Consider the following 15,666-nt stretch of genomic DNA (forward strand, 5'->3'; position numbering starts at 1 on the left):
ATTATGTTTGAATTCATGGATAGCCATACTGACGAAGCCGTCATCAAGGTGGTGGGCGTGGGCGGTGGCGGTGGCAACGCCGTCGAGCACATGGTTCGTCAGAACATCGAGGGCGTGGAGTTCATCACGGTGAACACCGATGCCCAGGCCCTGCGCAACTCCAGTGCCAATACTACGCTGCAGATCGGTGGTGGCATCACCAAGGGTCTCGGCGCCGGCGCCAATCCTGAAGTGGGTCGCGATGCCGCGATGGAAGATCGCGAGAGCCTGCGTGAGCTGTTGGCCGGTTCCGACATGGTCTTCATCGCCGCCGGTATGGGTGGTGGTACCGGTACCGGTGCTGCCCCGATCGTGGCCGAAGTGGCCCGCGAAATGGGTATCCTGACCGTGGCCGTGGTGACCAAGCCCTTCTCCTTCGAAGGCAAGAAGCGTATGGGCTATGCCCAGCACGGGATCGAAGAGCTGTCCAAGAACGTCGACTCCCTGATCACCATCCCCAACGACAAGCTGCTGAAGGTGCTGGGTCGCGGCATCTCCCTGCTGGACGCCTTCAAGGCCGCCAACGATGTCCTGCTGGGCGCCGTGCAGGGGATCGCCGAGTTGATCACCCGCCCGGGTCTCATCAACGTCGACTTCGCGGACGTGCGTACCGTGATGCGCGAGATGGGTACCGCCATGATGGGGACCGGCTCTGCGTCCGGTGACGACCGTGCCGAGGAAGCGGCCGAGAAGGCGATCTCCAGCCCGCTGCTGGAAGACGTGGATCTGGCCGGTGCCCGCGGCATCCTGGTCAACATCACCGCTGGCCTCGACATGACCATCGAAGAGTTCGAAACCGTGGGTAACGCGGTCAAGGCCTTCGCCTCCGAGAATGCCACCGTGGTGGTGGGGACCGTTATCGACCCCGAAATGCACGACGAGCTGCGTGTGACCGTGGTTGCCACCGGTATTGGTGCCGAGCGCAAGCCGGACATCACTCTGGTCAAGAACAGCCAGGTGCAAGAGCGTCCGGTTCGTCAGCCGCTGGGTGACATGATGCCCGGTCGCGTGATGGAAGAGGCCCCGGCCAAGGTGGTCAACGCCGAGCCCCAGGCCCGTCGTGAGCCCGATTATCTGGACATCCCGGCCTTCCTGCGCAAGCAAGCGGACTGAGGTCATCCGACCTCGGTTTGTTTGTCGCTTAAGGATTGTGCTAAGATGGGCAGCCACGGCTTTTTAGCCATGAATTTTGCTGTTGAGCGGATGCACCCATGATTAGACAAAGAACCTTGAAAACGAGTGTCCAGGCTACCGGTGTTGGCCTGCATTCTGGCCGGAAAGTCACCATGACGTTCCGTCCGGCGCCTGTGAACACAGGTATCGTTTACTTGCGTACCGATCTGAATCCTGTTGTGGAGTTGCCTGCCAACGCGGATCAGGTACGCGATACCCTGCTCTGTACCGCCCTGGTCAATGACCAGGGGGTGCGGGTCTCGACCATTGAGCATCTCTCTGCCGCCTTGGCGGGCATGGGAATCGATAACCTGTATGTCGAGGTGGATGCACCGGAAGTGCCGGTGATGGATGGCAGTGCGCATCCGTTCATCTACCTGCTGCAGGAGGTTGGGGTTCGCGAGCAGAATGCGCCCAAGCAGTTTGTGCGCATCAAGCAGAGCGTGCGTGTTGAAGATGGCGACAAGTGGGCGGAATTCCACCCCTATCGCAATGGCTTCAAGATGGATCTCGAGATCGATTTCCAACATCCCGTTTTTGCCGGGCGTAATCAGCGCTGTGTGCTGGACTTCTCCGGCGCCTCTTTCGTGAAAGAGATCAGCCGTGCCCGTACCTTCGGCTTCATGCGCGACATCGAGTATCTGCGTTCCCAGAACCTAGCCCTCGGCGGCAGTCTGGAAAATGCGGTTGTACTCGATGACTACCGTGTGTTGAACGAAGAGGGTTTGCGTTACGAAGATGAGTTCGTCAAGCACAAGATGCTCGACGCCATCGGCGACCTCTACATGTGTAATCGCAGCATCATCGGTGAGTTCCGGGCTTACAAGACCGGCCACGCACTGAACAACAAGTTGCTGCGTGCCCTGCTCGCCAACCAGAAAGCCTGGGAACTGGTGACCTTCGAGGATGAGCAGGCAAAGGCTCCTATCGCCTACTACGACCATTCGCTGGTTCTGGCCTGATAGGATGAATGACAGGGCGTCGGTCTCCTCTCCGCACCGACGCCCCGTTTTTCTTGCCCCCCTGATTGACACCGCCTCTCCCGGCCTGTTTTTCCAACGACCGAGCAGACAGTGATTATCTTATGAGTCTTACCCTGATCCTCAACGGCAAGCGGCGTCGCCGGCTTCATATCCCTCGCTGGCATCTGCTGGGGATCGCAGCCTTGCTCCTCTTGATGACCGGTAGTGGCGGTTGGTTGACCTGGAGTCACTGGCAGACCAAGATCGCCTCCTTAGAGATGGCACTGGACCTGGCCCAGCAGCAGAGCGAAGCCACGGCCGAAGAGGTTTCCAAGCAGCAACTGGCCATGTTGGCCGCTCAGGTCGGCACCATGCAGGCCCAACTGGGTCGTCTCAATGCGCTCGGCGAGCGCCTCACTGAAGAGGCCGAGCTCGATCCCGACGAATTCAATTTCAGTGAAGCGCCTCCCATGGGGGGCCCTTCCTACGATCCCGATCTCGAAGTGGGGCTCAATGAGCTCCAAGACTCCATGAAAAACCTCAGTTATCAGCTGGGAAATCGTGAAGAGCAGCTCGCAGTCCTTGAATCCTTCATGATGAATCACAATATTGTGGACAAGGGACTCATCGACGGCACGCCGGTGGCGGGTCGCCGGGCATGGGTCTCTTCCGGTTTTGGCGGCCGGGTCGATCCGTTCAACGGCCGCGCCAAGATGCACAAGGGTATCGATTTTCGTGGCAAGACCGGCACGCCGATCCTCGCCTCTGGTCCCGGCGTGGTGAGCTGGTCAGGGCGTCATCCCGAATTTGGCATCATGATCGAAATCAGCCACGGCAATGGCCTGGTTACCCGCTATGCCCACAACTCCAAGGCCCTGGTGCGAGTCGGCACCTTGGTCGACAAAGGGCAGAAGATAGCCCTGATGGGGCGCACCGGGCGTGCAACCGGTGTGCATCTGCATTATGAAGTCTTAAAAGATGGTCGTCAGGTCAACCCCTCCCGTTTTATGACGGTCAAACGGGGTTAGTGGTTTTCTTTTAGTTTCCCCTCGATGGGGCGCGTTTATCATTAGAAACAGTTGGTACACATGATCAGCACACTGCTTACCAAGATTATCGGTAGCCGCAACGACAGAACCCTCAAGGCGTTGCGCAAAATTGTAAAACAAATCAATGCGATGGAGCCGCAGTTTGAGGCCCTTTCCGACGCCGAGCTGCAGGCCAAGACGGCCGAGTACCGCCAGCGTCTGGAGCAGGGGGAAACCCTGGACCAACTGCTGCCGGAGGCGTTCGCCACCGTGCGTGAGGCCTCCAAGCGGGTGTTCGGCATGCGCCACTTCGACGTGCAGCTGATCGGCGGCATGGTGCTCGACTCCAACCGCATCGCCGAGATGAAGACGGGTGAAGGTAAGACCCTGACCGCGACCCTTCCTGCCTACCTGAATGCCCTGACCGGGCGCGGCGTACACGTGGTGACCGTGAACGACTACCTGGCCAAGCGTGATGCCGAGGCCAACCGCCCCCTGTTTGCCTTCCTCGGTATGACGGTCGACTGTAACGTCCCCGGCATGGGGCCGGCCGAGAAGCGTGCCGCCTACGCCGCCGACATCACCTACGGTACCAACAACGAGTTCGGTTTCGATTACCTGCGCGACAACATGGCCTTCTCGCCGGATCAGCGCGTGCAGCGTCCACTCCACTACGCCCTGGTGGATGAGGTCGATTCCGTGCTCATCGATGAAGCCCGAACCCCGCTTATCATTTCCGGCCCGGCCGAGGACAGCTCAGAGCTCTACACCCGTGTCAACAAGCTGATCCCTACGTTGGTCAAGCAAGACAAGGAAGACACCGAAGAGTATACGGGGGACGGTCACTACACGGTGGACGAGAAGAACCGCCAGGCCCTGCTGACCGAAAACGGCCAGATCTTCGTGGAGGAGCTGCTCAAGAAGGAAGGGCTGCTTGAAGAGCACGACTCCCTCTTCTCTGCCACTAACATCAGCCTGTTGCACCACGTCAACGCCGGCCTGCGTGCCCACACCCTGTTTGAGCTCAACGTCGACTATATCGTGCAAAACGGCGAGATCGTCATCGTCGACGAACACACCGGCCGTACCATGCCGGGTCGTCGCTGGTCCGATGGTCTGCACCAGGCTGTCGAGGCGAAAGAAGGGGTCAAGATCCAGAACGAGAACCAGACCCTGGCCTCGATCACCTTCCAGAACTATTTCCGCCTCTATGACAAGCTGGCCGGTATGACAGGTACTGCCGATACCGAGGCGTTCGAGTTCCGCCAGATCTATGGTCTCGATACCGTGGTGATCCCGACCAACCGTCCCATGGTGCGTAAAGACATGGGCGATCTGGTTTATCTGACCGCCAAGGAAAAATACGCGGCCATCGTGCAGGATATTCGCGAGTGTGTGCAGCGCGGGCAGCCGGCATTGGTCGGTACCGTCTCCATCGAGAACTCCGAGCTCATCTCCAATATTCTGAAGAATGAGGGGATTGCTCACCAGGTGCTGAACGCCAAGTTCCACGCCATGGAAGCCGAGATAGTGGCACAAGCCGGTCAGCCGGGTGCCGTGACCATTGCCACCAACATGGCCGGTCGTGGTACCGACATCGTGCTCGGTGGTAACTGGCAGTCTGAGGTGGCCAAGCTCGAGAACCCGAGTGACGATCAGATCGCAGCCATCAAGGCCGATTGGCAGCTGCGTCATGACGCCGTCATCGCCGCCGGTGGTCTGCACATCATCGGTACCGAGCGCCATGAGTCACGCCGTATCGACAACCAGTTACGTGGCCGCTCCGGTCGTCAGGGCGACCCGGGCTCTTCCCGTTTCTACCTCTCCATGGAAGACAGTCTGATGCGTATCTTCGCCTCTGACCGCGTCAGCGCCATGATGAAGAAGCTGGGGATGGAAGAGGGTGAGGCCATCGAGCATCCCTGGGTAACCAAGGCTATCGAGAATGCGCAGCGCAAGGTAGAAGGGCGTAACTTCGACATTCGTAAGAGCCTGCTCGAGTTCGACGACGTGGCCAACGACCAGCGTAAGGTTGTCTACGAACAGCGTAACGAACTGCTCGACACCGACGACATCTCCGAAACCATCCATGTGATTCGCGACGATGTTTATAACGGTGTTATCGACGAATATATCCCGCCCCAATCCCTTGAGGAGATGTGGGATGTCCCGGGTCTGGAAGCCCGTCTCAAGGGGGATTTCTCCCTCGACCTGCCGATCGCCAAGTGGCTGGAAGAAGACGACAAGCTCTACGAAGAGAAGCTGCGTGAGCGGATCCTGGCCGAAGCCGGCAAGGTCTATGCCCACAAGGAGGAGTTGGTCGGCACCGACGTGCTGCGTAACTTCGAGAAGGCCGTCATGATGCAGACACTGGACGGTTTGTGGAAGGAACATCTGGCGGCAATGGACTATCTGCGCCAGGGTATCCACCTGCGCGGTTACGCCCAGAAGAACCCCAAACAGGAGTACAAGCGCGAGTCGTTCGAGCTGTTTACTCAGATGCTCGAGACCTTGAAGCGCGACGTCATCAGCATCCTGAGCCGGGTGCAGGTGCAAGAGCGCGACGTAGAGACCATGGAAGAGCAGCAGCGCCAGCGTGCCGAAGCCGCTCCACGGACCTACTCCCACGCCGATGCCGAAAACCCGCTGGCCGAGCCACCGCAGGAAGGGCATACCACCTTCGTGCGCGATGAGCAGAAGGTGGGTCGTAACGATCCTTGCCCCTGTGGTTCTGGTAAGAAGTTCAAGCACTGCCACGGCCAGCTGAGCTGAAACCGGGCCGAGTGAAACGAGGCGGGCCTGATGCCCGCCTCGTCTCGTTTAGGAGAGAGCAATGGAAGAGAAAAAGCGAGTCTGGGTGGCCGTCGGTGTCATCGAGAACGAGCGGGGCGATATCCTGCTTGCCAAACGTTCTGCCGAGCGTCACCAGGGCGACCGTTGGGAGTTCCCCGGTGGTAAGGTTGAGAGCGGCGAGGATTTACTGACGGCGCTGGATCGGGAGCTGTGGGAAGAGATCGGCATCCGGGTGCTCGACTGTGCCCCCTTCATGGAGTTGTGCCACGACTATCCGGATAAGGCGGTATTGCTTGATATCTGGAAGGTCACCCGCTTCGAAGGAGAGCCATACGGAAGGGAGGGACAGGAGTGTTGCTGGGTGCCGTTGGCACGACTGCACGAGTATCATTTCCCGGATGCAAACGCTCCTATCGTGGCCAAGTTGCAACAGGGATTGCACAGACGATAAAAAGGGTCCGTAAGGACCCTTTTATAATTGTTCAATGCCATTCTTCATCATCGAAGTCGGGCTGAGGATCGTCCGGTTCACCCGCGATCCTCTTCTCTTCATTGGCCCACTCGCCCAGATCGATGAGCTGACAGCGCTTGCAGCAGAAGGGGCGGTAAAGGCTTGCCGGTGTCCACTCAACATCTGCCTGGCAGGTGGGGCATTTGACTTTCGTGACCATCCTATCTCCTTAACAACAGGCTAGCTGGAAGGGGACATCGCCGATCGAACGATCGGTGGCTGGCAGGAAGCGCAACGCGAAGCGATTCTTGTGGCCACTTAAGGTCGGGTAGCACTCCTGAGCATGCTCTAAACGAATGCGAATGAGTTCGGCTCCGTCGGCCACATCCTGATAGAAGCCGTTGACGGCGATCTTGTCGGAAAATGAGCCAGACTCACGCCACAGGCGCAGCAGCAGGCGGATGGCTTCGATCATCAGAGTGATGTCGGCCAGCCATCCTTTCATCTGAGGCAGGCGTTGGGCATGGGGGAGTGCCAGCCAGTGGTGCAGATGCGGCACGTCAAAGGCACACAAACCACCGGGAATAGAGAAGCGCTGACGAATGGTGCCGAGCAACCGATCTTCTTTCAGTTTCGCTCCGGGACGAGGGGAATTGAGCAGTTGGCGTGAGAGGGTGACAATCTCGGTCTGCATATGGTCGATTTGCTCGAGATCCGCTTCGGGGAGGGCTGCCCAACGATTGAGACGTTGGCCGAGGCGTTCCAGATCCTTGATAAGGTCGGCACGCAGATCGCCTCGCTCCAGTAGCTCTTGCAGGTCAAAAATGGCCTTGAAACAGGCGATGTGACCCCAAGGCTGCTCCTGCTCCAGGTTGTCACCGATCTGGGAAAACAGGGACTCCAGACGCAGGTAGGTCCGGCTTTTTTCATTGAGAGGAAAATCGTAAATCATGCCTGCTCCTGGCCTCTTCTAAAACCGCGCTAGTGTACCTATTGAGTGTGGGCTTGTTGAGTGGCAAATGTCAGATATTGCTGGTGTAGCGTTAAAATTTCATGTTCCAGTTCAGCCTCTGAGCGATCCTGATTAACGATCACATCGTCGGCAACCGCGAGTCGCTCGTCGCGGTTCGCCTGGGAGGCGAGAATGGCTTCGGCCTGTTGCTGCGAGATCTGATCTCGCTGACAGGTCCGTTCAATCTGAACCGCCTCGTCCACATCGATCACCAGCACTCTCTGCCCCAGGCCGCTGAGGCGGTTTTCCACCAACAAGGGGACCACCAGCAGACAATAGGGCGAAGTGGCCTGTTGACACTGGCGCATCATCTCTTCGCGGATGAGGGGATGCAGCAGGGCGTTGAGCCAGGCTTTCTCATCGGGATTGGCAAAGATGCGCTCGCGCAGGGCGCGGCGATTCAGCTCCCTCTTCTCATCCAGAATGTCTGAACCAAAATGTGCGGCGATGGCGCTGAGGGCCAGGCTGCCGGGTTCGACGACCTGACGGGCGACCAGATCGGCATCTATGATGTCGATGCCGAGTGCAGCGAAGCGATTGGCGATGGTGGTTTTGCCACTGCCAATACCGCCGGTGAGTGCGACGATATACATGAGAGCCTCGTTACAGGACTGTGCTGAGATACCAGCGGGTAATTTCATCGCCCCAGAGCAGGGCTATCCATCCAGCCATGGCGAGATAGGGCCCAAAGGGAATGGGATTGCCCTGTTGGTGACGGCGCAGGGCGATGAGTGATAGCCCAACCAGGGCGCCGACCAGTGCCGAGAGTAGCAGGATAAGGGGCAAGGCTTGCCAGCCAAGCCAGGCGCCAAGAGCAGCCAACAGCTTGAAGTCGCCGTACCCCATTCCCTCCTTGCCGGTCAGTAGCTTGAAGGCCCAGTAGAGACTCCAGAGCGTGAGGTAGCCGATCATGGCCCCGATCACCGCGTCCGTCAGGGGTACAAACCCACCGACGAGGTTAAACAACAGCCCCCCCCAGAGCAGGGGAAGGGTGATCTGATCCGGCAACAGCATGCGATCGAGATCGATCAGGGTCAGGGGGATAAGCGACCAGGTGAGCAGCAGCCCAGCCAGGGTGGGCCAACCTGCGGGAAGTTGCCAGGACACCACGAGCGAGAGCAGAGCCGTAACCAGCTCAACCAGCGGGTAGCGAACCGAAATAGGCGCCTTACAGGCACTGCAACGACCACGCAGCCAGAGCCAGCTCAGCAGAGGAATGTTCTCGGCAGCGGTAATGCCGTGACCGCAGCTTGGACAGCGAGATCGCGGCACCATCAGATTGAAGGGTGGGACGTCCTGGCGTTCATCGGGGGTGAAGTAGTCTCGATACTCCTCGCGCCATTGCCGCTCGAGCATGATGGGCAGGCGATGGATCACCACGTTGAGGAAACTGCCGATACAGAGGGCAAACAGTGCCACCAGAAGAGAGTAGAGCCAGGGCTGTGCCTGGCCAAGTTGGATCAACAGGGTCATAGGGTCCGATAGCAGATTGGCAAGGTCAGCGTACCACATCCCCCAGCTTGAAGATGGGCAGGTACATGGCGATGACCATGCCGCCTACTAGCACCCCGAGCACCACCATGATGAGGGGTTCGAGCAGGCTGGTCAGGCCATCGACGAGATCATCCACCTCTTGTTCGAAGATAGTGGCGACCTTGGAGAGCATATCATCGATGGCTCCTGATTCCTCGCCGATCATCACCATCTGGATCACCATATCGGGGAAAATATCGACGGTGCGCATGGCGACGTTGACCTGCATTCCAGCGATCACCTCGTTACGGATGGCCATGATGGCGGTGCGGTAGACATAGTTGCCCGAGGCGCCAGCCGAAGAGACAAGCGCATCGACCAAGGGGATACCTGCGGAAAAGGTCGTGGCCAGCGTCCGGGCAAAGCGGGCCATGGCGGCTTTGTGCAATATCATGCCCACGACGGGGAGTTCAAGAATGAACTTGTCGGTTCTGTCTCGTACCTTCTCGGAGGCACGCCAGGCTCGAACATAGAGGAAGATGACCAGTGCCGTACCGCCGAAGAAGACATACCACCAGTTTTGCATGAAGCGCGAGATACCGATAACAAACTGAGTGAAGGCGGGTAACTCGGCGCCAAAGCTCTTGAAGATGTCTTCAAACTGAGGGATGACAAACAAGAGCAGGATAGAGGTGACCACGATGGCGACCAGGATCACCATGGTCGGATAGAACATGGCTTTCTTGATCTTGGACTTGAGTGCCTCAGTCTTCTCCCGATAGGTAGCGACGCGATCGAATATTGTTTCTAGCGCCCCCGATTGCTCACCGGCTTCGACCAGATCGCAATAGAGCTGGTCGAACTGGCGCGGGTGTTGGCGCAGGGCCTCGGAGAGCGGTGTTCCGGTCTCCACACTGGCGGCTATTTCACCGATCAACTCACGCATGGTGGCCTTCTCGTGGCTGCGAGCAATCACTTGCAGGGTCTGCACCAGTGGCACACCGGCCGAGAGCATGGTGGTGATCTGGCGGGTGATGACGGCGATATCCATGGTGGTGATCTTCGCCGCGCCCTTGGAGAAGAGTCCCTGAGCCTTCTTGCTCACCTTGGAGACGGTCACCCCTTGCTTGCGTAGCTCGGCCTTAACTGTGTTGGCCGAGTCAGCCTGCATCTCGCCTGAGACTTTTTGTCCCTTGCGGTTCACCCCGCTCCAGCGAAAGGCGGAGATCTTGGGCGATTTTTGCTTCTGAGCCAGTGTTGCCATCCTTGCTCCCTGTCTCTCGATCAGTTGGTGGTGACCCGATTCACCTCGGCCATACTGGTAACGCCCAGGCGAGCCTTTTCAAGCCCGGATTGACGCAGAGTACGCATCCCCTCTTTCTGGGCCTGAGCGGATATCAATAGAGAGTTGCCCCCCTGCATGATGATGCGGGCAATGTTTTCCGACATGGACATCATCTCGTAGAGGCCGACCCGCCCCTTGTAGCCGCCCGAACACTCCTTGCACCCTACCGCATGGTAGAGCTGGATCCCTGACTCCACCTGCTGCTGACTGTAGCCCAGTTTGAGCAGTTCGGCCTCGGGTACCTGCTCCGGTGTCTTGCAGTGGGGGCAGAGTTTACGGGCCAGTCGCTGGGCCATGATGAGGGTGACCGAGGAGGCGATGTTAAATGCCGGCACCCCCATGTTCATCATACGGGTCAGGGTCTCGGCGGCTGAGTTTGTGTGCAGGGTCGAGAGCACTAGGTGACCAGTTTGGGCCGCCTTGATGGCGATCTCGGCGGTTTCCAGATCGCGGATCTCCCCCACCATCACCACATCCGGGTCCTGGCGCAGGAAGGCGCGCAGGGCGCTGGCAAAGGTCAGCCCCGCCTTGGGGTTGACCTGCACTTGATTGACGCCGGGCAGGTTGATTTCGACCGGATCCTCGGCGGTCGAAATATTGCGCTCTATGGTGTTGAGGATATTGAGGCCCGTATAGAGGGAGACCGTCTTACCCGAGCCGGTGGGCCCTGTCACCAGTATCATCCCCTGAGGCTTGGATAGGGCATCCAGATAGAGGGCCTTCTGTTTGTCGTCGAAGCCGAGTTGCTCGATGTTGAGGCGAGCCGCCGAGGAGTCGAGCAGGCGGATCACCACCTTCTCACCCCACATGGTGGGCAGGGTGTTGACCCGCATGTCCATCGACTTGTTGCGCGAAAGCTTCAGCTTGATGCGCCCGTCCTGTGGCAGGCGTCGTTCGGCGATATCGAGGCGTGCCATTACCTTGAGGCGGGCCGAGAAGCGGTTGGAGAGGTTGACCGGTGGTGTGGCCACCTCGTGCAGGATGCCGTCGATGCGAAAGCGGATGCGGTACTTGGTCTCATAAGGCTCGAAGTGCAGATCAGATGCGCCACGTTTGATGGCATCCATCATGATTTTGTTGATGTATTTAACGATGGGGGCATCGTCATCGGCGGTGCTGACCGCCTCATCAAGCCGGCTCTGCTCGTCGGCGACCTCGAGATCCGAGATCTCGGCCTCATCGATGCTATCGACGCCAAGTGCATCGCTGTCGTTTTCGAGCAGCTTGCCGATGGCGTGGACCAGTTTCTGCTCTTCGACCAACAGGGCTTCGGTATGCAGCCCGAAGTTGAAGCCAAACTCCTCCAGTGCCGACACATTGGTCGGATCCGACATGGCGATATAGAGGGTATGGCCCTGGGTGTAGATGGGAAGGGCGTGATGTTTTTCGATCAGCTTCTGATTGATGTATTTCTGCGGGATCTCGGTGACATCGAAGGCATCCAGATCCAGTAGAGGTACACCATACTCCTGCTCGCAAAAGTCGGCGAGCTCCTTGCTGCCGAGGATCTCGTTCTCGATGAGGAAGGTGACAAAAGGTTTGCGCTGGGCCTTGGCCTGACTCACGAAGCGTTGTGAGTCCTGCTCACTGATGAGGGAGGAAGCGGCCAGGCTGATGGCCAGGCCGCTATGGGGGCTCGAGGTCATGCTAATTCAGCAAATCCCTGCCGCGACGCACGTTCCAACGCTGCCGGCAGGGTTGGCTGCCCAGTTGACTTTACCGGTGAGCACGGTTGGAACAATGATGTATGTTTCACCTGACAGGCCGTTTACCGGAGCACCAGCAGCACCCACTGCGGTTGCCGTGATGGCATTGGTGGCCGCATCGACGGACACGGATGCCACGTTACCATTAACCGCCGCTATGTTGGCGGGAACACCATTGGTGCCTGCGTCACAAGTGGAAAGGGCTCCATCGGCAGCTGCTGTGGATTGCGCGCATAGCTCGATGGCTGTCTTGAACGAACCCGTAGCAGCAATGACCTCCGAGAATCTCGCCTTTTTGGTGTACGTTTGGTACGCCGGTAGCGCAATGGCAGCCAATATGGCCACGATCGCGACCACGATCATCAGTTCGATAAGGGTAAAACCCGTCTGTCTTTTCATAGCAAAGTTCCTTTCTGCGTTGTACCCGAGAAGCTGGGAGCACTAATGAGTGCTCAGTTACTATCCTGTCCGACACCTCACCGCTAGACAACACCTCCCATCACATATTTTAACAAGAGCCTGTAGAAAGCCTGTTTCGAAACAATAGGCTAGTTGCTTTCCACTGGTTGTGCAGGGTCAGCATCTGCTGCTTCACCTAATAGAAAAGGCGCCTTAGGCGCCTTTTGCAAGTCTGGTGAGCTGAGCGTCATGCAATAAAACGCATGGAGAGGTCGAGTGCCCGCACATGTTTGGTCAATGCCCCGACCGAGATGAAGTCGACACCGGTGGCAGCATAGGCGGCCAGGGTATCGAGAGTCACGTTGCCGGAGACCTCCAGCTTGGCCTGCCCCTGATTGAGAGCAACGGCCTCGCGCATCATGGGCACGTCGAAGTTGTCCAGCATCACGATATCGGCGCCGGCGCTCAGGGCCTGCTCGAGCTCGGCAAGACTCTCGACCTCGACCTCGACCGGTTTACCCGGGTTGAGGCGCCGCGCCTCGGTAATGGCCTCGGCGATACCGCCACAGGCCAGGATATGGTTCTCCTTGATAAGGTAGGCATCATAGAGACCAATACGATGGTTTTTACCGCCACCACAGGTTACGGCATATTTTTGGGCTGTCCGCAGGCCGGGCAGGGTCTTGCGGGTATCGAGCAGGCGGCAGTGGGTGCCGGCAAGCTCTGCTACATAGCGTGCCGTGAGCGTCGCGACCCCGGAGAGGGTCTGTACAAAATTGAGGGCATTACGCTCACCGGTCAGCAGCACCCTGGCCGGACCGCTCAGGCGAAACAGCTCCTGATTGGGCTCAAGTCGATCGCCATCGGCGACAGACCAGGCGATCTCGACGTCACCACCGAGTTGAGCAAACACCTCCTCGACCCAGGCCTTGCCACAGAAGACGCCGGCCTCGCGGGTGATGATGCGTGCGGTGGAATGACGGTCGGCCGGGATGAGTTGCGCCGTGATATCGGCGCCGGCATCCGGTTGAGCAGCGGGGGTGAGGGCACCGCCGAGGTCTTCGAGCAGTGCGGCGCGCACGGCGCGGGTGATGTCCTGTTGTAACATGCCTTCTATTCCTGCAGGGGGCGAAGCAGCAGCTGCCGCTCCTTCTGTATGAGTTCGAGCCTGGCCAACGCATTCATGCCAACCAGCACCTGCTGGTCTGACTGCGCCGGGTTGATAAAGACCGCCAAATCGTACAGGGTCAGGGGGCCCATCTCCAGTGAATCGATGTGCCCGGTCGCGACTCTCACCCTGCCTGCGGCGGTCTCGACAAAGGTCTCCCCGCGCGGTGTGATGCCAATTCGTTGGGCCACCCCCTGAGGGATGCTGATCAGCGTCGCGCCAGTATCTAGCATCAGTTGCACCGGCTGGCCGTTAATGGCACCCTCCAGCCGATAGTGGCCGCTGGCATCCCGCGGCAGGAGCAATGCCCCGTCCGCGCTAACCCCCGGGCGACTGCGTTCGCTGAAATAGAGGGTGAGCAGGCCAAGTAGCGCCAGCCAGGCCAGCAACCAGAACCAACGGGCCGTCCTGGGTGCAATGCTGTTCATGATACGATCCACGGTAGACGACAAGATGACTCAGCCTAACACAGTTTTCTCTATCGATTCCGATGGTTGGTGCCAGCAGGCGCGCCAGGTTCCATCACCGCACTACAATGACCGCCCACAGGGAGAGAGCATCTCCTTGCTGGTGGTCCATAACATCAGTCTGCCACCGGGTGAGTTTGGCGGTCCCTGGATTGACGATCTGTTTCTCGGACGACTCAACCCCGCGGCTCACCCCTATTTTGCACAGATCCACCAGCTGCGCGTCTCAGCCCACTGCCTCATTCGCCGTGATGGCGAGTTGGTGCAATATGTCCCCTTTCATCTGAGAGCCTGGCATGCGGGCGCCTCCTCCTTTGAGGGGAGGGAGGCGTGCAACGATTTTTCTATCGGTATCGAGCTGGAAGGGACCGATAGCGAGTCGTACACGGAGAGCCAATATCGGGTGCTACAGGGGATTACGCGGGCGCTCATGGCCCACTATCCGTCGATTACAGCTGAGCGGATCACCGGACATAGCGATATTGCCCCCGGCCGCAAGAGCGATCCCGGTCCCTCCTTTGACTGGGCTCACTATCGCAGTGGCCTGGTGGCGCCGAGTTAGCTAAAGTTTTTTTTAATTTATCAAATCAAAGGCTTGCCTGAATAGGCAGGCCTTTTTTCGTGTTGCACTAAGGTTGTTTTGTGACGCGCCTCAATTTTATTGGTCATACCAATTTCTTTGATGCAGGTCATATCTTCGCCTCAATACCTCCTAATGGGTGCTTTCCTTTATTGATGTGGATCATCTTTTTGATGGACTTTCCGCGGGGCGTCTGCTAATTTTCGCCCCATCCATGAAATTGGTAATACCAATTTAACAAAGTCTCTCTCATGCCCTATCGCAAGATTACCCAGCCCAAATTGGCCGATGCCATTGTTGCCGAGCTGGAAAACATGATTCTGGAAGGTAGCCTGCAACCAGGGCAAAAATTGCCCCCCGAGCGTGAGCTGGCCATCCAGTTTCAGGTATCGCGTCCCTCTCTGCGTGAGGCCGTTCAGCGCCTCGAGGCGCGGGGGCTGCTTTACCGGCGCCAGGGTGGGGGAACTTATGTGCAGAATGCCCTGAGTAAGGGAATCGCCGATCCCCTGTTTGAGTTGCTCTCCAACCATCCGGAAGCCCAGTACGACCTGCTGGAGTTCCGTCATGCGCTGGAGGGGATCTGTGCCTACTATGCCGCCTTGCGTGGCACCGAGGCCGACTTCGAACGGATTCGCGCGGCTCAAGCGGCTATCGAGGAATCCGGCAAGCTGGGTCTTGCCGAGGAATCGGCGGCCGTCACCGGTTTCTATCTGGCGGTGGCCGAGGCCTCTCACAACGTGGTGCTGCTGCACCTGTTGCGTGCCATGGGGCCGATGCTTGAGCAAAACATTCTGCAGAATAATGAGATTTTGAATCGCCGTCCGGGAGTGGTAGCCAAGATCCGTCGCCATCGTGCGAATCTGATCGAGGCTATTCTTTCGGGGGCTCCGGAGCGGGCCAGGAGTGCTTGTCATGAGCACCTGGCCTTTATCGAGGACACCTTGTTGGACATGCAGCGGGAAGAGAGCAGGATCCAGCGCTCCATGCGCCGGATCCGTCAGCAGTAATCCCCATCCAACAAGGCTTAATTGTCGAATTTTCGCGCATCTTAATCGCCGTGCAATAACAAT

At 58.4% G+C, this 15,666-nt stretch carries 16 protein-coding genes; 7 read left to right on the plus strand and 9 right to left on the minus strand.

What is annotated here, in order from left to right:
- Positions 1-3 precede the first annotated feature (3 nt).
- The 5 genes from ftsZ (at position 4) to mutT (ending at position 6,446) form a co-directional block, all read left to right on the plus strand.
- Positions 4-1,152: a cell division protein FtsZ gene (ftsZ, locus tag BN1121_RS06390; RefSeq protein ID WP_005349714.1), complete on the plus strand. Its 1,149-nt coding sequence runs from the start codon at positions 4-6 to the stop codon at positions 1,150-1,152.
- Between the two features lie 98 nt (positions 1,153-1,250).
- Positions 1,251-2,174, plus strand: coding sequence for a UDP-3-O-acyl-N-acetylglucosamine deacetylase (gene lpxC, locus BN1121_RS06395; RefSeq protein ID WP_043157252.1), 924 nt, complete (start codon positions 1,251-1,253; stop codon positions 2,172-2,174).
- A gap of 122 nt (positions 2,175-2,296) precedes the next feature.
- Entirely contained in the window at positions 2,297-3,202 is a 906-nt protein-coding gene (locus BN1121_RS06400) for a M23 family metallopeptidase (RefSeq protein WP_005349727.1), read from the plus strand.
- 60 nt (positions 3,203-3,262) lie between these two features.
- Positions 3,263-5,974, plus strand: coding sequence for a preprotein translocase subunit SecA (gene secA / locus BN1121_RS06405; protein ID WP_005349728.1), 2,712 nt, complete (start codon positions 3,263-3,265; stop codon positions 5,972-5,974).
- 61 nt (positions 5,975-6,035) lie between these two features.
- The gene (gene mutT / locus BN1121_RS06410; protein ID WP_005349729.1) at positions 6,036-6,446 is read left to right on the plus strand and encodes an 8-oxo-dGTP diphosphatase MutT; all 411 of its coding nucleotides are present in this window, start codon (positions 6,036-6,038) and stop codon (positions 6,444-6,446) included.
- 31 nt (positions 6,447-6,477) lie between these two features.
- Here mutT and yacG read toward each other — a convergent pair whose 3' ends face one another.
- The 9 genes from yacG to BN1121_RS06455 form a co-directional block, all read right to left on the minus strand.
- A complete protein-coding gene (yacG, locus tag BN1121_RS06415) occupies positions 6,478-6,666 on the minus strand; it encodes a DNA gyrase inhibitor YacG (RefSeq protein ID WP_005349731.1) in 189 nt (62 codons plus the stop codon).
- 9 nt (positions 6,667-6,675) lie between these two features.
- Positions 6,676-7,398, minus strand: coding sequence for a cell division protein ZapD (gene zapD / locus BN1121_RS06420; protein ID WP_005349740.1), 723 nt, complete (start codon positions 7,396-7,398; stop codon positions 6,676-6,678).
- Between the two features lie 38 nt (positions 7,399-7,436).
- On the minus strand, positions 7,437-8,051 hold the full coding sequence (coaE, locus tag BN1121_RS06425; RefSeq protein WP_005349743.1) for a dephospho-CoA kinase: 615 nt from the start codon (positions 8,049-8,051) through the stop codon (positions 7,437-7,439).
- Positions 8,052-8,061: 10 nt separating this feature from the next.
- Positions 8,062-8,931, minus strand: coding sequence for a prepilin peptidase (locus BN1121_RS06430; RefSeq protein WP_043597444.1), 870 nt, complete (start codon positions 8,929-8,931; stop codon positions 8,062-8,064).
- 25 nt (positions 8,932-8,956) lie between these two features.
- Positions 8,957-10,195 (minus strand): type II secretion system F family protein, encoded by a 1,239-nt coding sequence (locus tag BN1121_RS06435; RefSeq protein WP_005349746.1) that lies wholly within the window; start codon positions 10,193-10,195, stop codon positions 8,957-8,959.
- Between the two features lie 20 nt (positions 10,196-10,215).
- Positions 10,216-11,922, minus strand: coding sequence for a PilB family type IVa pilus assembly ATPase TapB (tapB, locus tag BN1121_RS06440; RefSeq protein WP_005349750.1), 1,707 nt, complete (start codon positions 11,920-11,922; stop codon positions 10,216-10,218).
- 6 nt (positions 11,923-11,928) lie between these two features.
- Complete coding sequence (gene tapA / locus BN1121_RS06445) at positions 11,929-12,381, minus strand: type IVa pilus major pilin TapA (protein ID WP_005349753.1); 453 nt, start codon at positions 12,379-12,381, stop codon at positions 11,929-11,931.
- A 247-nt stretch (positions 12,382-12,628) separates the two neighbouring features.
- On the minus strand, positions 12,629-13,489 hold the full coding sequence (gene nadC, locus BN1121_RS06450; protein ID WP_005349756.1) for a carboxylating nicotinate-nucleotide diphosphorylase: 861 nt from the start codon (positions 13,487-13,489) through the stop codon (positions 12,629-12,631).
- A gap of 5 nt (positions 13,490-13,494) precedes the next feature.
- The gene (locus BN1121_RS06455; protein WP_005349758.1) at positions 13,495-13,977 is read right to left on the minus strand and encodes a retropepsin-like aspartic protease family protein; all 483 of its coding nucleotides are present in this window, start codon (positions 13,975-13,977) and stop codon (positions 13,495-13,497) included.
- Between the two features lie 25 nt (positions 13,978-14,002).
- Here BN1121_RS06455 and ampD point away from each other — a divergent pair, with 25 nt between their 5' ends.
- Positions 14,003-14,578 carry a 1,6-anhydro-N-acetylmuramyl-L-alanine amidase AmpD gene (gene ampD, locus BN1121_RS06460; protein ID WP_043157256.1) on the plus strand — a complete coding sequence of 192 codons (576 nt, stop codon included), beginning with the start codon at positions 14,003-14,005 and terminating at the stop codon, positions 14,576-14,578.
- Between the two features lie 269 nt (positions 14,579-14,847).
- On the plus strand, positions 14,848-15,603 hold the full coding sequence (pdhR, locus tag BN1121_RS06465; RefSeq protein ID WP_005349761.1) for a pyruvate dehydrogenase complex transcriptional repressor PdhR: 756 nt from the start codon (positions 14,848-14,850) through the stop codon (positions 15,601-15,603).
- The last annotated feature ends 63 nt before the right edge of the window (positions 15,604-15,666 follow it).

This window comes from Aeromonas diversa CDC 2478-85, assembly GCF_000819805.1.
Taxonomy (GTDB): domain Bacteria; phylum Pseudomonadota; class Gammaproteobacteria; order Enterobacterales; family Aeromonadaceae; genus Aeromonas; species Aeromonas diversa.